Source organism: Pseudomonas cucumis (genome assembly GCF_030687935.1).
GTDB lineage: Bacteria > Pseudomonadota > Gammaproteobacteria > Pseudomonadales > Pseudomonadaceae > Aquipseudomonas > Aquipseudomonas cucumis.
Genome location: NZ_CP117454.1, coordinates 2,167,445 through 2,186,951 on the forward strand (window position 1 = coordinate 2,167,445; position 19,507 = coordinate 2,186,951).

At 59.8% G+C, this 19,507-nt stretch carries 15 protein-coding genes; 12 read left to right on the forward strand and 3 right to left on the reverse strand.

Annotation, left to right across the window (positions count from 1 at the left end; genetic code table 11):
* Positions 1-29: 29 nt before the first annotated feature.
* From PSH97_RS09900 to PSH97_RS09925, 6 genes are all read left to right on the forward strand, one after another.
* Positions 30-863, forward strand: coding sequence for an alpha/beta fold hydrolase (locus PSH97_RS09900; protein ID WP_305426219.1), 834 nt, complete (start codon positions 30-32; stop codon positions 861-863).
* Positions 864-911: 48 nt separating this feature from the next.
* The gene (locus PSH97_RS09905; protein ID WP_305449022.1) at positions 912-1,361 is read left to right on the forward strand and encodes an acyl-CoA thioesterase; all 450 of its coding nucleotides are present in this window, start codon (positions 912-914) and stop codon (positions 1,359-1,361) included.
* Positions 1,362-1,527: 166 nt separating this feature from the next.
* Positions 1,528-2,487 carry a tRNA dihydrouridine synthase gene (locus PSH97_RS09910; RefSeq protein ID WP_038980070.1) on the forward strand — a complete coding sequence of 320 codons (960 nt, stop codon included), beginning with the start codon at positions 1,528-1,530 and terminating at the stop codon, positions 2,485-2,487.
* Positions 2,488-2,617: 130 nt separating this feature from the next.
* Positions 2,618-3,064, forward strand: coding sequence for an Hsp20 family protein (locus tag PSH97_RS09915; protein ID WP_305449023.1), 447 nt, complete (start codon positions 2,618-2,620; stop codon positions 3,062-3,064).
* Positions 3,065-3,253: 189 nt separating this feature from the next.
* Complete coding sequence (locus PSH97_RS09920; protein ID WP_305449024.1) at positions 3,254-3,952, forward strand: DUF1266 domain-containing protein; 699 nt, start codon at positions 3,254-3,256, stop codon at positions 3,950-3,952.
* Positions 3,949-6,630, forward strand: a complete 2,682-nt coding sequence (locus tag PSH97_RS09925; protein ID WP_305449025.1) for a DUF805 domain-containing protein — start codon at positions 3,949-3,951, stop codon at positions 6,628-6,630. Before PSH97_RS09920 ends, PSH97_RS09925 begins: the two co-directional genes overlap by 4 nt.
* On the opposite strand, the gene PSH97_RS09930 is transcribed toward PSH97_RS09925, so the two are convergent.
* The 3 genes from PSH97_RS09930 to PSH97_RS09940 all read right to left on the reverse strand — a co-directional run bounded on the left by PSH97_RS09930 (position 6,627) and on the right by PSH97_RS09940 (position 12,686).
* Positions 6,627-8,318: a molecular chaperone HscC gene (locus tag PSH97_RS09930; protein ID WP_305449026.1), complete on the reverse strand. Its 1,692-nt coding sequence runs from the start codon at positions 8,316-8,318 to the stop codon at positions 6,627-6,629. The two genes, PSH97_RS09925 and PSH97_RS09930, sit on opposite strands and share 4 nt — an antisense overlap.
* 114 nt (positions 8,319-8,432) lie before the next feature.
* Positions 8,433-11,711: a sensor domain-containing protein gene (locus PSH97_RS09935; protein ID WP_305449027.1), complete on the reverse strand. Its 3,279-nt coding sequence runs from the start codon at positions 11,709-11,711 to the stop codon at positions 8,433-8,435.
* An 84-nt stretch (positions 11,712-11,795) separates the two neighbouring features.
* Positions 11,796-12,686: a LysR family transcriptional regulator gene (locus tag PSH97_RS09940; RefSeq protein ID WP_007905966.1), complete on the reverse strand. Its 891-nt coding sequence runs from the start codon at positions 12,684-12,686 to the stop codon at positions 11,796-11,798.
* A gap of 160 nt (positions 12,687-12,846) precedes the next feature.
* On the opposite strand from PSH97_RS09940, the gene leuC reads away from it, so the two are divergent.
* The 6 genes from leuC to PSH97_RS09970 all read left to right on the forward strand — a co-directional run bounded on the left by leuC (position 12,847) and on the right by PSH97_RS09970 (position 19,438).
* Positions 12,847-14,265, forward strand: coding sequence for a 3-isopropylmalate dehydratase large subunit (leuC, locus tag PSH97_RS09945; protein WP_305449028.1), 1,419 nt, complete (start codon positions 12,847-12,849; stop codon positions 14,263-14,265).
* Between the two features lie 11 nt (positions 14,266-14,276).
* Positions 14,277-14,921, forward strand: coding sequence for a 3-isopropylmalate dehydratase small subunit (leuD, locus tag PSH97_RS09950; protein WP_007905962.1), 645 nt, complete (start codon positions 14,277-14,279; stop codon positions 14,919-14,921).
* A gap of 154 nt (positions 14,922-15,075) precedes the next feature.
* Complete coding sequence (locus PSH97_RS09955) at positions 15,076-15,843, forward strand: class I SAM-dependent methyltransferase (RefSeq protein ID WP_305449029.1); 768 nt, start codon at positions 15,076-15,078, stop codon at positions 15,841-15,843.
* Between the two features lie 67 nt (positions 15,844-15,910).
* Positions 15,911-16,993: a 3-isopropylmalate dehydrogenase gene (gene leuB / locus PSH97_RS09960; protein WP_008007203.1), complete on the forward strand. Its 1,083-nt coding sequence runs from the start codon at positions 15,911-15,913 to the stop codon at positions 16,991-16,993.
* 67 nt (positions 16,994-17,060) lie between these two features.
* Positions 17,061-18,173: an aspartate-semialdehyde dehydrogenase gene (gene asd / locus PSH97_RS09965; protein WP_038980075.1), complete on the forward strand. Its 1,113-nt coding sequence runs from the start codon at positions 17,061-17,063 to the stop codon at positions 18,171-18,173.
* 254 nt (positions 18,174-18,427) lie between these two features.
* Entirely contained in the window at positions 18,428-19,438 is a 1,011-nt protein-coding gene (locus PSH97_RS09970; protein ID WP_305449030.1) for an aspartate-semialdehyde dehydrogenase, read from the forward strand.
* Positions 19,439-19,507: the final 69 nt, after the last annotated feature.

Consider the following 19,507-nt stretch of genomic DNA (forward strand, 5'->3'; position numbering starts at 1 on the left):
CTAAAGGCGTCAGCCTGAGGAGATGGGCGATGAACACGTTGAGCTGGGTTCGTGGCGTTAATGGCACCTTGGGCTGGTTCGCGCCGAAGCTGATGGCGAGCAAGATGCGTCTGGCATTCATGACCCCGCGCGAATTACCGCCGCGTGACTGGGAATTGCCGTTGCTGGCGAAGTCCGAGCGGATCACCTTGCGCTTCGGCCTTTCGGCGCTGCGTTGGGGGCAGGGGCCGGCGGTGTTGTTGATGCACGGCTGGGAAGGCCGGCCAACCCAGTTTGCCGCTCTGATCACCGCGCTGGTCGATGCCGGTTACACCGTGGTTGCCTTGGACGGCCCGGCTCACGGTCGCTCCCCTGGGCGCGAAGCCAATGTGGTGCTGTTCGCCCGGGCGATGCTCGAAGCGGCCGCTGAATTGCCGCCGCTGCAAGCGGTGATCGGTCACTCCATGGGCGGCGCCAGTGCCATGCTCGCAGTTCAGTTGGGTTTGCGCACCGAAACCCTGGTCTCGATCGCCGCCCCGGCGCGAATTCTCGGGGTACTGCGTGGATTCGCCCGCTATGTGCGCCTGCCGCCCAAAGCGCGTTCGGCGTTTATTCGCCAGGTGGAGAAAGACGTCGGCATGCGCGCCGCTGCGCTGGATGTGGCGCGCTATCAGCTCGACATGCCGGGGCTGATCGTCCATGCCGAGGACGACAACTTTGTTCCAGTCAAAGAATCCCAATTGATCCACGAAGCCTGGTTCGATAGCCGTCTGTTGCGCCTGGAAGAGGGAGGTCATCAACGGGTGCTCGCCGATCCGCGGGTGATCGATGGCGTTCTTTCGCTGCTGGCCGGTCGCAGCCTGCAATCGCGCCAATCGGCCTGAGCATCCGTTACACTGCCCCGGTCGAAATCATCTGACCGGGAGTGGGGCATGGGCTGGGATCGGGCAACGCCGTTTATCATTGATCTGGAAGTGGGCGCCGAGGACATCGACGGGCTGGGCCACGCGAACAACGCGGTGTACGTGACCTGGCTCGAGCGCTGCGCCTGGCGCCATTCGCAACGGCTTGGGCTGGATCTGGTCGAGTACCGGCGGCTGGATCGGGCGATGGCGGTGGTGCGGCACGAGATTGATTACCTGGCAGCAGCCTATGAGGGCGATGAGTTGCAGTTGGCGACCTGGATCGTCGATTGGGACCAGCGCCTGAAAATGACCCGACACTTTCAATTGAAGCGCCCCAGCGACAACACGACGTTGCTGCGGGCGCAGACCACATTCGTATGTATCGAATTGTCGACCGGCAAGCCCAAGCGCATGCCGGTGGAATTCATCGAGGGCTACGGCCCGGCGTTGCAGGAGTTGGATTCAGTAAAAATCTGATGTGGGAGCGGGCTTGCTCGCGAAAGCGGACTGACAGGCAGCACAATTGTTGAATGTTAAACCGCTTTCGCGAGCAAGCCCGCCCCCACAAGGAATCAGCGATGTTCTGCAGATTCCTCGCGCAATCCAGTAAACTGCCGCACGTTTTTCGTTGAGTGTGTTTTTCATGCAAATTGCTTTGGCGCCCATGGAGGGGTTGGTCGACAACATCCTGCGGGACGTGCTGACCCGTGTGGGCGGTATTGATTGGTGCGTGACCGAATTCATTCGGATCAACGATCAGTTGCTCACGCCTGCCTATTACCACAAGTTCGGCCCGGAACTGCTGACTGGCGCCCGGACCGCCTCCGGCGTGCCGCTGCGGGTGCAACTGCTCGGCTCCGATCCGGTATGTCTGGCGGAAAACGCCGCGCTGGCCTGCGAATTGGGTTCGGAAGTCATCGATCTCAACTTCGGCTGCCCGGCCAAGACCGTCAACAAATCCCGTGGCGGCGCGGTGCTGCTCAAAGAGCCCGAACTGCTCAACCAAATCGTCGAGCATGTCCGTCGTGCCGTCCCTGCGCATATCCCGGTGACCGCCAAGATGCGCCTCGGTTTCGACAGCCCGGACGGCGCGCTGGTTTGCGCTACGGCCCTGGCTGAAGGCGGTGCGGCACACATCGTGGTCCATGCGCGGACCAAAACTGATGGCTACAAGCCGCCAGCCCACTGGGAATGGATCCCTCGGGTGCAGGACGTAGTCAAAGTGCCGGTATTTGCCAACGGCGACATCTGGAGCGTCGAGGACTGGCGTCGTTGCCGCGAGATCAGCGGCGTCGAAGACATCATGCTCGGTCGTGGTCTGGTATCGCGCCCGGATCTGGCCCGGCAAATCGCAGCCGCCCGCGCCGGTGAAGACGTCGTCGAGATGACCTGGGCCGAGCTGCTGCCGCTGATCCAGGACTTCTGGCTGCAAGCCAAAGCGCAGATGACGCCACGCCAATCGCCGGGTCGCTTGAAGCAGTGGCTGGCGATGCTGACCCGCAATTATCCCGAAGCGGTAGAGTTGTTCACCGTCCTGCGTCGTGAGACCGAACTGGATAATGTCTCGCGTTTACTGGGATTACAGGTGTCTGAAGCGGCCTGAATCTACTTGAAAAAAATCTGAAAAAATCTCTTGAAAAGTAATCAGCGATCCTTATCTAAGGATTACGCGATGCCGAATTCGGGTCGCGGAGACAAAAAAACTTGCTGATTATGTTCAGGAGATTTGAATCATGAGTACTGCATTTTCCCTGGCCCCACTGTTCCGTTCCTCGGTAGGTTTCGACCGTTTCAACGACCTGTTCGAAACCGCCCTGCGCAATGAGCCAGGCACCACCTATCCACCCTACAACGTTGAAAAATACGGTGATGATCAATACCGCATTGTTGTAGCGGCGGCCGGTTTCCAGGAAGAAGACCTGGACCTGCAAGTGGAGAAAGGTGTGCTGACCATCAGTGGCGGCAAACGTGACGCGGACGAAAACGTCACTTATCTGTACCAAGGCATCGCTCAGCGCGCCTTCAAGCTGTCGTTCCGTCTGGCGGACCATATTGAAATCAAGGCCGCCGAACTGCGCAACGGTTTGTTGAGTATCGACCTGCTGCGCGTGATTCCGGAAGAAGCGAAAGCCAAACGCATCCCGATCAACGGGACGGAAAAACCGGCTCTGCAGCATTGAGTCATTCGAAGACATACATTCGTTTGAACAGGCTGTAACCCGCTGAATGAAGGCCCCGACTTGTCGGGGCCTTTTTGTTTCCAGGCGAAAAACAGCACTGCAAACTTTGCCGCCTTGCGACGGTTTCTCTACAATCCGCGCCAGTTTTGCCGACTCCCATCCTGTCTGGTCGGCCCGGAGTTTTTTTTCATGGAAGAGATACAACAGCGTTGGCTGTGCGGTCTTTCTGCGCCGATGGTGGCCCTCAATCCTCGCGCCCATTATGACGAGCCTGCTTTCTACTCCGATCCGCAATTCATCGACCTGCAATGCAGCTGGGGTATCAGCGACCGGCCGCAGTTATTAAGCATGCTCGAAGGGATGGCGGACGACGGTCATGCCTCTCATCTCGATGGGGCATATCGGTCGTGGCAGCGTTGCTTGCCGAGCGAATGGCAGGCACTGCTTGAAACGCTGTCACCCCGGGAACGCGACTTGCACGAATTCGCCGGGCGTACCTTCGGTGGATGCGGGCCGGGTGGCATCAGGGCTTGGGATCTCGGGCGCATGGGGTTTCTCTTGCGCTGTGGCTTGCGCAATGAGTGGATCGATTTAACTGAAAGTCTTTGGCTGCATGGCCGACTCGCCGTGAGAGCGCAATACCATTACGGCAGTTGGTTCTCCTATTTCAATGGTTTCCTGGCCGGTCATGCGTTCTGGAGCTGTCTGGGCAACAGTGACGAACAGATGGCTCACGAGCTTGATCGGCAAGGGGAGTTTTCGCGGAGCGCTTTCATAGCGCGTGGTCTTGCGCACGACATCCCTTCTTTCCTGGTAGACCTGCCCTGGCACATGGACCTCAACCCACTGCCACGCCCGGCGTCCCTTGAGGAGTTCGACTGGTCATGAGTTGCTGGATACGCCTGGGTATAGAACCTACCAAAGATCAGACAGTTATTCGAAATGCCTATCGCGCGCGTCTACCGGAACATCATCCGGAGAGTGATCCTGAGGGCTTTCAGGCATTGCGTGAGGCCTATGAAAGTGCCACCCGCTTCGCTCGTCATGAAGAGGACGAAATCGAAGATGAAGGTACTGGTGCTCCTGAGGTTCCGCAGACCTTGGTGGATTTTTACGCGTTGCTCGAAGATCCGGCTCGGCGCTTCAATCCAGAGGCCTGGCAAGCGTTCGTTAAAGCGTTGGATCAGCTGCCTCTGGACGCTTTTGATGACCTCGGTTGGGGGTTGTTCCATGCATTGGCCAATGCCGGGTCGCTGTCTTACCGCTGCGCGAATCTGCTGGCGCAACGGATGGGTTGGGAGCACCAGCTGCTGGATCTGGGGTTCGAGCAGGCGAGTAAAGTCGAACAGTTCCTGCAACGCATCAAGGCGCCAGACCCGTTCGACACGACACTGATGAGCGGGTGGTCCGAGCCTGCGCAGATGGAAACCCTGTGGTATGCCCGCAGCCTCGACTACCTCTTCGAGCATCGTCCGCTCCATGAATTCGAAGACTTCGCCAACCATCACACCTGTTTGCCGCTGCCGACGGACGAAGTATTCATCAAGCGTTTGCTGGTGCGGTTCACTCAGGCGGGTATCGGTGGTGCAGGTCTGCTGCAGCTGTGTGTCGAACAACAGAGCCAGGCGCCAGACGATATCGATTGGCTTTATTTGTTGGCTTGTCAAAACAGTTTGTTGGGGCTTGAGGATCAGGCGCTGCCCTGCTGGATCCGGCTCTGGCTGGAGTATCGTCACCCGAAGGCTGAAAGTTGCTTGCTGGAGCTTTGCGCCAAACGTCAACCAGACTTTCTCGCGCTGCTGATTCAGGCATTTGACCGTCTGGAAAATTTCCGTGACTGGTCCCATGACCTCGACGATGTCACTCAAGAATATGGCAGCCCTTCACAGCGCCCCGAAACGCTGGCTCGCTGGCTTGGGGTTGGGCAACTCAATCTGCAAGGTTTGGCATCCGCATTTGTCGACTGGCGGATGACAGGGGATGAACTGCCTCTGCTGGCATTGCTGCTAGGGGAACATGCGGATTCCCGCTTGCAGCGTCTGTACCGGCATGCATGGGCCTTGCATCGTGGGGATGTGTGGTTGTTGCAACAAATACTGGACGAGCCGCATCCGTTCGATGCCCTTGAGGGGCTGGTGCTGAGCGGGTTCAAGTATCAGGCAGAGCAGCAGCTCTGTTGGTTGAATCAGGCGCCGATTCCGTTGGCAATGAAGGCCTTTCTCAACAGTCGTTCAGCTGAGCCGCAACTGGCCGAGGAACTGACAAAAGGCGAGCCGCACAAGATTTGTCGCCTGTGGTTGCGCAGGCTGAGGGCTTACGACCAGTCTGCCCTGGTGCGGATCGATCAGGCATTTGACTTGCTGGACGCAGAAGCGGACACGAACTTGCGGAGCTTGAGCCTGCTGGTTCAATTGGGGCAGCGAGGCGCAGTCCTGCCGGACATTGCGCAAGGCGAAGCAGCGTGGCAATGGCACGCTCAAACGGTATTCCTGCTGGCATTGCTCGAACAGCCTGAGCGTTGGCTGACGTTGATCGATACGCAATGCCTGGAGCGACTGGAGGTCAACCCGGCTCATCCCCTGAGTCGGCTCCAGCCGTTATTGCGGCGTTTGCAGCGTGAGCAAGGTAACTGCACCGGTTTGCTGGGGTGGCTGCAAGGTACCGATCCGGTCCATGGTTTGCTCGTGCAGCAGCTGTTCAATGTGCAACAGGCCCTCGACAGCGCAGCGCTGCCCGGTAATGCGCAGCTCTATACCTGCATTGAAAGTGATCCTGATGCGTGCGGCGAGGATTTGCTGGGGCTGATGCTGCTCTGGGGGGTGCTGTATCACGATCCGAGCCTTGACGCCGAGCAGCATCGCGCACTGTTGCAATCCATCGCTGCTATCAGTTGTGAAGATGACTGGTTCGAAGCGTTTCGTGATGGTTTGCTCAAAGGGGATCCTGTTTGGCCGCCGCGCAAAGTGCTGACGGATTTCGACGTCGACAAGCTGCTGGTCTATGAAGTCCTCGATACGCTGAGAAGTCTGATTCGTTATGGCGCGGCAGGAGTGCCGAGGACCAAGGTGCTGCAACAGTTGCAGCGTGGCAAGGATGAAGCCGCGAACAGTGTGGGCCTGCGTCTGGCATTGACTGCCTTGCTGTCCTGGAGCGAGCGCCTGCTCCTGGCCAAAAGCGACACTCGCCCGGTGCCGTCGGTTGCGGTCTGGCGCTTGGGCACGCGATTGGGGCGCAAGGCGTTTATCGGGCAAGTGCTGGGGTGTGTGCTGATCACCCCGATCGTGGCGCTGCTAAGCGGCACCGCCGTCTTGGGGATTGTCATGCTGCTGCTGAGCATCGCGTTGTTGCTCAGTGCGATTCTGCGTCGGCTGCATGACATTGGCCGCGGGATTCCCACACTGCTGATTGTCGCCTGCCTGACGCCGGTATTGCCGTTCCTGCCTCTGGTGTTGTTCGGCTTTCCCGGCGACAAGCTGCCTAACCGCTATGGTGTGCCGCCGGACAGCGCCGGTGAGGACACGTTGCCCGGTGGTTTGCAGGCGACCCTGCGGCGGCTTAACGGCTAAAGACGCAGTTGATCCAGCGCTTTATTGAGTTGTGACCGATGGCTGGCAATCTCCACCGATTGCTGGCCACCGAGCACGGCGGTAAAGGCATCCAGCCAACCGGCAATTTGTTCGCGCTCATCGCCTAGGCTTTGCGTCCACGCACGCTCCAGTCGTGCCAGCAGGGTGCGATTGGGCAGCGCGTCCCGTGGATGGATTTTCAGGGCGCTGAGCCGTTCATGGCTGTTTTGCCGTGATTGCGGGTCGAGCCCGGTGGGGCTGCGATCAATGCTGTGGCTGTGGCGTTCGCCGCTGGCCAGCAGGGTCACGTCAACTTCAAGCAAGCCGTTGATGTCGTAGCTGAAGCGCACATCCAGGGCCTGTGTCTGGTCGCTGGGTGTCATCGCGACATCGAAGGCATCGATGAAAATATTGTCCCGTACCCACGGCCGTTCACCCTGATAGACCGCGATACGGATTTGCTTTTGCTGCGGATGGGTGGTGTAAAAGCGTTGCACCCGAGAGGTGGGGATCACGGTGTTGCGTTCGATGATCGGTGAGAAGGCGCCGCTGACGTCTTCACCGCGATTGGTCGAGATGCCCAGAGTGTAGGGGCAGACGTCGGTCAGGATCAGCTCCTCGATTGCACTGTCGCGGGCCTTGCACGCCGCCTGAGTGGCGGCGCCCAGTGCGACAATCGTGTCCGGGTCGAGGTGGCGATAGGGCAGGCGCCCGAACAGTGTGGCGACCATCTGCTGCACGGCTGGCATCCGCGTAGCACCTCCGACCAGCACCAGGCTGTCGAGGTCCCGGGGTTTGAGCCGTGCATCGCGCAGGGCTTGTTCGATGGGAGCGCGCAACCGGGCCAGCAGCGGCTCCCAGATTTTCAGCGCGGTGGCCTCATCCAGCGACCACTCGTGCAAGACGCCGGCGCCATTCCAGTTCAGATGCTGGGTGCCTTCACTGAGTTTGCATTTGAGTTGCTCCAGAGCATCGCCCAGGCTGGCCAACCCCTGGCCGTCGATCAGCTGCGGGGTGAGTTGCCAGTCTTTCAGGCAGGCCTGTAGCAACGCTGCAGTGAAGTCTTCACCGCCGAGGAAGTTGTCGCCGGTGGAGGCGTGCACTTCAATCAGCGGCAGTGCGTATTCCAGTACCGTGACATCGAAGGTGCCGCCGCCCAGGTCGAAAATCAGCGTGCGCTCGAACTTCTGTTCGTGCAGCCCGTATGCCATGGCGGCGGCGGTCGGCTCGTTGATCAGCCGCGACACCGTCAAGCCTGCCAGCTCGGCGGCAAACAGCGTGCGTTTGCGTTGCTCGTCACTGAAGTAGGCCGGCACCGAAATCACCGCCTCATGCACCGGATGGCCCAGCCAGGCTTCGGCATCCTGTTTGAGAGAGCCGATTACCAGTGCTGACAGTTCTTCCGGGCTGAATTGCCGCCCGCCCAGTTCGAACTGTTTGTCGCTGCCCATAAAACGCTTGAACGCCGCCACTGTGCGTTCCGGATGGGTGGTTAGACGGGCACGAGCCGCATTGCCAACCAGAATGCTGTCGTCTTCATCGAGGCTGACCACGGAAGGGGTGAGGAAATCGCCAAGGGCGTTGGGAATCAACTGTGCCCGACCTTCCTGCCAAACGGCGATCAGGCTATTGGTGGTGCCAAGGTCGATACCCAGCAAGGCCGGGCGGGGGAGGGTTGCATCCTGCATGGTTGATCTCTTTGAGGCGGTGCAAAAAAACGCGACCCTACAGGTTGAGAGAAAAACTGGCAATTGGAGTGCCTGTTACGGAACGTCTCCTGTGCGGTGCAACAGTGACCCCGATTATTTGAGCAGTTTCTGAAACTCCTCAACCGGCAACGGCCGACTGTGCAAATACCCCTGATACAAATGGCAGCCCAGCCCCTGCAAAAATGTCAGTTGCTCCAGGTTTTCCACCCCTTCGGCGATGACTTCCAGCTCCAGACTGCGGGCCATGGCGACGATGGCGCGGATGATTTCGGCATCGTTGGGGTCGGTGGTGGCATCGCGGATGAACGATTGATCGATTTTCAGGGTGTCTACCGGCAGGCGCTTGAGGTAGGTCAGCGAGGAATAACCGGTACCGAAATCGTCCATGGCAAAGCTCACGCCGAGTTTTTTCAGGCGTCGCATTTTGCTGATGGTGTCGTCCAGGTTCTGGATGACGATGCCTTCGGTGATTTCCAGTTTCAACAACGAGTAGGGCAGGCCATGGCTGCCAAGGCTGTGTTCGATGCGTTCGACGAAATCGTTCTGGCGGAACTGCCGGGGGCTGATGTTCACGCACAGGCTGAAGTCGAGCGGATCGATCAGGCCATTGGCGATCAGGTGTTTGAAGGCCGCGCAGGCTTCGTCGAGGATCCACGTGCCGACTTCCAGAATCAACCCGCTGTCTTCCAGCACCTTGATGAATTCGGTGGGCGATTGCGCGCCCAGTTGCGGATGATGCCAGCGTACCAGGGCTTCGGCGCCGGTAATGCGATTGTTGCGGGCGTCCACTTGAGGTTGGTATTGCACGCTGAATTCACCCCGAGACAGGGCCAGGCGCAGGTCGGTTTCCATGCGCAGGCGCTCGCTGGCGGCCTTTTGCATGGTGTTGTGATACATCTGCGTGGTATTGCGGCCCGAGTCCTTGGCGCGGTAGAGGGCGATATCGGCACGTTTGAGCAGGTCGGTCGGGGTCGAGCCGTGGTCGGGGATCAGCGCGATGCCGATGCTCGGCGTCACTTGCAGGCGCTGTCCGTCGAGGAACATCGGTTCGGACAGCAGTTCGCGCAAGGTGTCCGCCAACTCCCGGACCTGAGCGCTGACATCGCTGCGCGAGCCTTCCAGGCCGCTGAGTAGCACCACGAATTCGTCTCCGCCCAGGCGTGCGACGGTGTCCTCCATGCGCACGCTGGCTTCAAGGCGCGCGGTGATGATCTTCAACACCGTATCGCCTACCGGGTGGCCGAGGGAGTCATTGATGTGCTTGAAGTGATCGAGGTCGAGGAACATCAATGCGCCGCGCAGGTTGTGGCGTTTGAGCAGGGCGATCTGCTGGCTCAGACGATCCATCAACAGGGCGCGGTTGGGCAGGTTGGTCAGCGGGTCGTGGTAGGCCAGGTGACGGATCTGCGCTTCGGCGTTTTTCAGCAAGCTGACGTCCCGGGCGGTCAGCAGCAAGCAGGCGGTTTCGTTGAGGGTGATCGGCTCCACCGAGACTTCGACGGTCAGCAACTCGCCGCGTTTGTTGCGCCCGAGCATTTCCAGGTGGTGAACCCGGCCCTTGATCTGTAGTTCCGCCAGCAGCGCCGAGCGTTGTTTCTCTTCAGCCCAGATGCCCACCTGATACACCGTGCGGCCGATCACTTCATCGGCGCGGTAGCCAGTCAGACGACAGAAACCATCGTTAACTTCCAGGTAGCGTCCGGTGTCGCGCTCGGTAATGGTGATGGCGTCGGGGCTTGAGTGGAAGGCCTTGGCGAATTTCTCCTCGCTGGCCTTGAGCGCCGCTTCCGAACGTTGCTGCTGGGTGATGTCTCGCAGGGTGGTGACGATGCAGGGTTGGTCGCCGACGCTGATCTGCCGGCTCGATATCACGCAGGTCAGGGACTGCCCGTCCTTGTGCTGCACGACAATCGCTACATTGTTCAGGCCCTGTTCGCGGATGACCCGCTCGATTCGTTGCAGGCTTTTTGCCGAAGCGTCCCACAGGCCGATTTCGTCAGCGCTGCGACCAATCACGTCGGTGGTGCTCCAGCCGAATGTCTGGGTGAAGCTGGAATTGATTTCGATGAAATGGCCGGTGTCCTGGCGCGTGACGCAAATCGGGTCCGGGCTGACCTGGAACAAAGTGGCGAATTTCTCTTCCGACGCCACCAGTTGCTGTTCGCGCTCTACCTGATCAGTGATGTCCAGCAATGTGCCGGCCATGCGCAGTGGGTTGCCGTGCTCGTCGCGATAAAGTCTGGCGCGGCTTTCCAGATAGCGCGAACTGCCGTCCTGCAGCTGCACCCGGTACGTCAGTTGATAATTACCGGCCGGGCCTTCGCGCAAGCTGCGGTAGGCGTCGCGCATGGTGCCGCGCTCTTCATCAGGCACCCCTTCAAAAAACGCATCGAAGGATTCATGGAAGGGTTTGGGCTCCAGCCCATGCAACTGGGCGGCCCGTGCCGAGCCGTAAAGCATGCCGCTGGGAATGTGCCAGTCCCAGGTGCCGAGTTGCGCCGAATCCAGGGCCAGGTCGAGGCGTTCCTGGCTGTCTTTGAGGGCGTGTTCGGCAATTTTGCGTTCGGTGGTGTCGAGGAACGTGCTCAGCAGATAAGGCTGGCCTTCGAGCTCGACCTTTTGCGCGCTGAGAATGCCGTCGTGAACCTGCCCGTTGCTGGCACGAAACTGCACCTCCATGTTGATCAGTTCGCCTTTGGCCTTGGTGGCCTTGACCAGTTGCGCCCGTTGCTCCGGGTTGACCCAAAGGCCCAGCTCCAGCGTGGTTCGGCCGATGGCGTCTTGCACCGGCCAGCCGAACAGGCTTTCGAAATACTGGTTGGCTTCGCTGATCAGGCCGTCTTCCTGCCGGGTCAGCAAGACCATGTTCGGGCACAGGTGAAACAGCGTGGCGAAGCGTTTTTCCGAGCTGCTCAGCGCCTGTTCGCGCTGGCGCTGATGGGTGATTTCACGAATGACCCCAATCATTCGCGGCCGGCCGTTTTTGTCCGGCAGCAGGCTGCCGTTGATTTCCAGCCAGTGCAGGCTGCCGTCGGGCCAGCGGATGCGGTGGTGCATCGCCTGCTCCAGCGGGGCGCCGGCGATCACCGCATTGAAGGCGCGGATGGCTTTCGCCCGATCCTCCTGGGGAAGCAGGTCGAGGTATTCCAGGTCCTCGGGCAACGGTTGCCGGGGATCGAAGCCGAACAACGCCTGAGTACCCCGAGACCAACTGATCTGCCCCCGCTCGATGTCCCAATACCAGGCGCCCAGCCGGGCGCCGTTGAGGGCCGCCAGCAACTGCGGGGCGCTTTCCCAGCTCTGCTCGGACCGTTTGGGGTCAAGTGCCTGAATTCGCGGCATCGGCGGCATACGTTCAACAGATTTGGGCATGGATAACAGGCCTTGGGCTGACTTGGGCGTTAGGCACAGGGTTTGGGGGCTCTATAGGCGTAGCACAAAAAGAAGAAGCACAGCTTAGCCGCGAGTCCCTGGCTGATCGATTTGTGCATCCAGCAGAGCCATAAAGGCCCGTGCCGCGTTCGACAGCGTCCGTTCGGTGTGCAGGATATAGCCTAGCTGGCGAGTGAGCTGTATGCCCGGCAAAGGTATGCGCGCCACTTGATCGTCCAGCATGGTGCGCGGCAAAACGCTCCAGGCGAGGCCGATCGAGACCATCATTTTTATGGTTTCCAGGTAATTCGTGCTCATGGCGATGTTCGGCGTCAGGCCCTGGGCCTCGAACAGGCGCTGCACGATGTGGTGGGTAAAGGTGTTGCCGCCGGGAAAAACCGCAGGGTGCAGGGCAATATCCGCCAGGCTGACCGGACCGTTAGCGATCAGCGAATGCTCCGGGGCGACCACGAAATCCAGCGGGTCGTCCCACACGGGCGTGGCCTTGACCAGTGCGTGGGGCTCCGGTGCAAGAGTGATTACCGCCAGTTCGGCGCGGCCATGGAGGATTTCTTCGTAAGCTACTTCCGAATCGAGGAACTGAATATCCAGCGCCACTTGTGGGTAACGTCGAGTGAACTCCCTTAATAAGGGCGGCAAACGGTGCAGGCCAATGTGATGACTGGTGGCCAATGTCAGACGACCGGAGACTTCGCCGGTCAGGTTGGTCAGGGCGCGGCGGGTGTCATCCAGCACATTGAGGATCTGATAGGCCCGTGGCAGCAGGGCGCGACCCGCTTCGGTCAAGCTGACTTCCCGGCCCAGTCGATCGAACAGCCGCACCTTCAATTGCTGCTCCAGGCCGGCGATGCGTTTGCTGATGGCGGGTTGTGTCAGGTGCAGCCGTTCGCCAGCGCCGGAGAAGCTTCCGGTCTCGGCAATCGCGATAAAAGCATTGAGGTTGGCGAGGTCCATGATGATGTCTCGGTGGCATTCCAGTTGGTTATGCAAAGCATAAAAAATATGAATTTGAGTTATTTAATGTAACCCCCTAGGATCGACCTCACAAGCCAAGGGGTTATTGAAGTTGCTCAAGACCCAGGGCATAGAAACAAGCTGATGAGGAAACCGTCTGATGGCCGGCAAAACGCTCTACGACAAGCTCTGGGATTCGCATTTGGTCAAGCAGCGCGACGATGGCTCGGCGCTGATCTACATCGATCGTCACATCATCCACGAAGTGACCTCACCGCAAGCCTTCGAAGGCCTTCGTCTGGCCGGGCGCAAGCCTTGGCGCATCGATGCCAATATCGCGACCCCGGACCACAACGTTCCGACTACTGCGGAGCGCAAGGGCGGCATCGAAGCGATTGTCGACCAGGTCTCGCGTTTGCAGGTTCAGACCCTCGACGATAACTGTGACGAATACGGCATCGTCGAATTCAAGATGAATGATGTCCGCCAAGGCATCGTCCACGTCATCGGCCCGGAGCAGGGCGCGACCTTGCCGGGCATGACCGTGGTTTGCGGCGACTCCCATACCTCGACCCACGGCGCGTTCGGTGCCCTGGCTCACGGTATCGGCACTTCCGAGGTCGAGCACGTGCTCGCCACTCAGTGCCTGGTCGCGAAAAAGATGAAGAACATGCTGGTGTCCGTCGAAGGCCAATTGCCGTTCGGCGTGACCGCCAAGGACATCGTCCTCGCGGTGATCGGTAAAATTGGCACCGCCGGCGGTAACGGCCACGCCATCGAATTCGCCGGTAGCGCGATTCGCGACTTGTCCGTTGAAGGTCGCATGACCATTTGCAACATGGCGATCGAGGCTGGCGCTCGCGTAGGGCTGGTGGCCGCCGACGAAAAAACCGTGGCTTACGTGAAAGGCCGTCCATTTGCTCCGAAAGGCGCGGAATGGGACTTGGCTGTCGAGGCCTGGAAAGACCTGGTTTCCGACGCGGATGCCAAATTCGACACCATCGTCGAACTCGATGCCACTCAGATCAAACCGCAAGTCAGCTGGGGCACCTCGCCTGAGATGGTCTTGGCTGTCGATCAGAACATTCCCGATCCTGCGAAGGAAATGGACCTGGTCAAGCGCGATTCCATCGAGCGCGCCTTGAAGTACATGGGTTTGACCGCCAATCAGGCGATCACCGACATTCAGCTGGACCGCGTATTCATTGGCTCCTGCACCAACTCGCGGATCGAAGACCTGCGCGCCGCTGCCGTGATCGCCAAGGGCCGTAAAGTGGCTTCGACCATCAAACAGGCCATCGTGGTGCCGGGTTCGGGGCTGGTGAAGGCTCAAGCCGAATCCGAAGGCCTGGACAAGATTTTCCTCGAGGCGGGTTTTGAATGGCGTGAGCCGGGTTGCTCGATGTGCCTGGCGATGAACCCGGACCGTTTGGAGTCGGGCGAGCATTGCGCCTCGACCTCCAACCGTAACTTCGAAGGCCGTCAGGGCGCCGGTGGCCGTACGCACCTCGTCAGCCCGGCCATGGCCGCCGCCGCCGCGGTGAACGGTCGTTTCGTCGACGTCCGTGAATTGATCTAAAGGAGCGCAGCATGAAAGCTTTTACCCAGCACACTGGTCTTGTCGCGCCTTTGGATAGAGCCAACGTCGACACCGACCAGATCATTCCGAAGCAGTTCTTGAAGTCGATCAAGCGCACCGGTTTCGGTCCGAACCTGTTCGATGAATGGCGTTACCTGGATGTCGGGCAGCCGTATCAGGACAACTCCAAGCGCCCGTTGAACAAGGACTTCGTCCTCAACGCCGAGCGTTATCAAGGTGCGAGCGTATTGCTGGCCCGCGAGAACTTCGGTTGCGGCTCCAGCCGCGAGCACGCGCCGTGGGCGCTGGAAGAATACGGTTTCCGCAGCATCATCGCGCCGAGCTATGCCGACATCTTCTTCAACAACAGCTTCAAGAACGGCTTGCTGCCGATCATCCTGAGCGACGCTGAGGTTGATGAGCTGTTCCAGCAGGTTGAGGCGACTCCGGGCTATCAGTTGCAGGTTGATCTGCAAGCCCAGACCGTGACCCGTCCGGATGGCAAGGTGTTGAGCTTTGAAATCGATGCGTTCCGCAAGCACTGCCTGCTCAATGGCCTGGACGATATCGGCCTGACCTTGCAGGACCACGAGGCGATTGCCACGTTTGAAGCCAAGCATCGGGCGAGCCAGCCGTGGTTGTTTCGTGACGCGTGATTGATCCGGGATTTGTAAGGATAGGAGCGGCCTCATCGCGGGCAAGCCCGCTCCCACAGGTTTTGTGAACACCACAAATCCCTGTAGGAGCGAGGCTTGCCCGCGAAGAGGCCCACCAGACAACACAAGGCTAAACCCCAAAAAGGAAGTCCCCATGACCAGCACCGCCCAGCACAGTCAGGTAGTACAAAAGCAATTCGGTGAACAGGCCTCGGCCTATCTGAGCAGCGCCGTACACGCTCAAGGCACTGAATTCGCGCTGCTACAGGCTGAACTGGCGGGGCAGGGCGATGCTCGCGTGCTCGACCTCGGTTGTGGCGCCGGTCATGTGAGCTTTCACGTGGCTTCGCTGGTCAAGGAAGTGGTCGCTTACGATCTGTCTCAGCAGATGCTCTACGTGGTGGCGGCTGCTGCCATTGATCGGGGCTTGGGCAACGTGTCCACGGTACTGGGCGCCGCCGAGCGCCTGCCATTTGCCGATGGCGAGTTCGATTTCGTTTTCAGCCGGTATTCGGCGCACCATTGGAGCGACCTCGGGCTGGCCTTGCGGGAAGTTCGTCGGGTGTTGAAGCCTGGCGGAGTGGCGGCGTTCATTGATGTGTTGTCGCCCGGCAGCCCTCTATTCGACACTTACCTGCAAAGCGTCGAAGTGCTGCGCGACACCAGTCACGTGCGCGATTATTCTGCCGGTGAGTGGTTGCGTCAGGTCAGCGAAGCGGGGTTGCATACCCGCAGCACCACGCGCCAACGGCTGCGCCTTGAATACACCTCCTGGGTTGAGCGCATGCGCACGCCGCAGGTGATGCGCGCGGCGATCCGTGAGTTGCAGCGATCGATGGGCAATGAAGTTCGCGAATATTTTGAGATTGAAGCCGATGGTTCGTTCAGTACAGATGTGCTGGTGCTGATGGCTGAACGATAAGCTCTTCGAGCGATAGAATTTTTCCGGGCATGCCCACGGGCGTGCCGACTGATGACATGAGGAACGCATGAGCAAGCAGATTCTGATTCTCCCGGGTGACGGTATTGGCCCGGAAATCATGGCCGAAGCGGTCAAGGTGCTGGAGCTGGCGAACGACAAGTACAGCCTGGGCTTCGAACTGAGTCATGACGTGATCGGTGGTGCCGCCATCGACAAGCACGGCGTGCCGCTGGCCGACGAAACCCTGGCCCGTGCCCGTGCCGCCGATGCAGTATTGCTGGGCGCCGTGGGCGGTCCGAAATGGGACACCATCGAACGTGACATCCGCCCTGAGCGCGGTCTGCTGAAAATCCGTGCGCAACTGGGCCTGTTCGGTAACCTGCGTCCGGCAATCCTGTACCCGCAACTGGCCGAGGCTTCCAGCCTTAAGGCAGAAATCGTTGCCGGCCTGGACATCCTGATCGTCCGTGAACTGACCGGCGGGATCTACTTCGGCGCGCCACGTGGCGTGCGTGAACTGGAAAATGGCGAGCGTCAGGCCTACGACACCCTGCCGTACAGCGAAACCGAAATCCGCCGTATCGCCCGTGTCGGTTTCGACATGGCCCGCGTGCGTGGCAAGAAGCTGTGCTCGGTGGACAAGGCCAACGTGCTGGCGTCCAGCCAACTGTGGCGTGAAGTCGTCGAGCAAGTGGCCAAGGACTACCCGGACGTCGAACTGAGCCACATGTACGTCGACAACGCCGCCATGCAACTGGTGCGTGCACCGAAGCAATTCGACGTGATCGTCACCGACAACCTGTTCGGCGACATTCTTTCCGACGAAGCGTCGATGCTCACCGGCTCCATCGGCATGCTGCCGTCGGCGTCGCTGGATGCCAACAACAAAGGCATGTACGAGCCGTGCCACGGTTCGGCGCCGGACATCGCTGGCAAGGGCATTGCCAACCCGTTGGCGACCATTCTGTCGGTGTCGATGATGCTGCGTTACAGCTTCAATCTGCAGGATGCGGCCGATGCTATCGAGAAGGCCGTGAGCCTGGTATTGGATCAGGGCCTGCGCACAGGCGACATCTGGTCGGCCGGTTGCACCAAGGTCGGTACGCAGGAAATGGGCGATGCAGTAGTCGCCGCGCTGCGGAATCTGTAATCTCTTTGGCCCGCTGCAACTTTCAACCATGAAAGCAGCGGCCCACTTTTAAGAAGGTGTAGTTGCGATGAAACGTGTAGGTCTGATCGGTTGGCGCGGTATGGTCGGTTCCGTGCTCATGCAGCGGATGCTGGAAGAGCAGGATTTCGATCTTATTGAGCCGGTGTTTTTCACCACTTCCAATGTCGGTGGCCAAGGCCCTTCCGTGGGCAAGGACATTGCTCCGCTCAAGGACGCTTACAGCATTGAAGAGCTGAAAACCCTCGACGTGATTCTGACCTGCCAGGGTGGCGACTACACCAGCGAAGTCTTCCCGAAGCTGCGCGAAGCCGGCTGGCAGGGTTACTGGATCGACGCCGCTTCCAGCCTGCGCATGCAGGATGACGCGGTGATCGTGCTGGACCCGGTGAACCGCAAGGTCATCGACCAGCAGCTCGATGCGGGCACCAAGAACTACATCGGCGGCAACTGCACCGTCAGCTTGATGCTGATGGGCCTGGGCGGTCTGTTCGAAGCCGGTCTGGTCGAGTGGATGAGCGCCATGACCTATCAGGCGGCCTCCGGTGGCGGCGCGCAGCACATGCGTGAACTGATCAAGCAAATGGGGGTGACCCATGGCGCTGTCGCCGATCAACTGGCCGATCCGGCCAGCGCGATCCTCGACATCGACCGTCGTGTCGCCGAAGCCATGCGCAGCGACGCGTACCCGACCGAAAACTTCGGCGTACCGCTGGCCGGCAGCCTGATCCCGTGGATCGACAAGGAACTGCCGAACGGTCAGAGCCGTGAAGAGTGGAAGGCCCAGGCCGAGACCAACAAGATCCTCGGTCGCTTCAAGAGCCCGATCCCGGTTGACGGCATCTGCGTGCGCGTCGGCGCCATGCGTTGCCACAGCCAGGCGCTGACCATCAAGCTGAACAAAGATGTGCCAATTGCCGACATCGAAGGGCTGATCAGCCAGCACAACCCATGGGTCAAACTGGTGCCGAACAACCGTGAGATCAGCATGCAGGAGCTGAGCCCTACAAAGGTTACCGGTACCCTGAACGTGCCGGTTGGCCGTCTGCGCAAGCTGAACATGGGGTCGCAGTTCGTCGGTGCCTTCACCGTCGGCGACCAACTGCTGTGGGGCGCGGCCGAACCGCTGCGTCGCATGCTGCGGATCCTGCTTGAGCGTTGATCTGTTGAACTAATGAAAGAGCCCGTGCCTTGAAAGAGGTGCGGGTTTTTTTATGCGCGACAGTCTGAGGGGGGTGGTTGTCTGCTCTTTCGTCATCGCGGGCAAGCCCGCTCCCACAAGGATTGCGCTGAACCCTGTGGGAGCGGGCTTGCCCGCGATGAGGCCGGAACTGGCGCCGCAGGTCTCCGCCGAATTGCCTCACCGCCAACCACCCGGTAAAGTGCCGCTCCCCCCGTTTCGCCAGAGGTAGAACCATGAGCCAGTCCTTTGATATTGCCGTGATCGGCGCCACCGGTACTGTCGGCGAAACACTCGTCCAGATTCTCGAAGAGCGGGATTTTCCGGTCGGTAACCTGCACCTGCTGGCGAGCAGTGAATCAGCCGGGCATTCGGTACCGTTTCGCGGCAAGAACGTGCGGGTACGGGAAGTCGATGAATTCGATTTCAGCAAAGTCCAGTTGGTGTTCTTTGCCGCCGGCCCGGCGGTGACCCTCAGTTTCGCTCCGCGTGCCACGGCCGCCGGTTGCTCGCTGATTGACCTGTCCGGCGCCTTGCCGGCCGATCAGGCGCCGCAGGTGGTGCCTGAGGCCAACGCTGAAATTCTGGCCGGTCTGAAAAAGCCCTTCCAGGTCAGTAGCCCAAGCCCTTCGGCCGCGACGCTGGCGGTGGTGCTGGCGCCATTGCTCGGTTTGCTCGACCTGCAACGCGTCAGCCTGACAGCGTGCCTGGCGGTTTCTGCCCAAGGCCGCGAAGCCGTCACCGAGCTGGCTCGACAAACCGCCGAGCTGCTCAATGTGCGCCCGCTGGAGCCGAAGTTCTTCGACCGGCAGATGGCTTTCAACCTGTTGGCGCAAGTCGGTAAACCTGATGATCAGGGCCATACGCTGCTGGAAAAACGTCTGGTGCGCGAGCTGCGTCAGGTCATGGTGCTACCTTCATTAAAGATTTCCGTCACTTGCATTCAAGCTCCGGTGTTTTTCGGCGATAGCTTTAGCGTGACCTTGCAGTCATCGAGCGCTGTGGATCTGGCGAAAGTCAACGCGGCACTGGACGCGGCACCCGGCATCGAACTGGTCGAGGCGGGCGATTACCCGACCCCGGTAGGCGATGCGGTAGGGCAGGACGTGGTTTACGTTGGTCGGGTTCGCGGCGGGATCGACGACCCGGCGGAACTTAATATGTGGCTGACGTCAGATAACGTACGCAAAGGCGCCGCGCTCAATGCTGTGCAGGTGGCTGAATTGTTGATAAAAGACCTGCTGTAAAAGATACTTGGCAACAATTTATCGAATGATTCCCGCCGAGCGTCATGCTTGGCCGGAATGCTTAAGGTG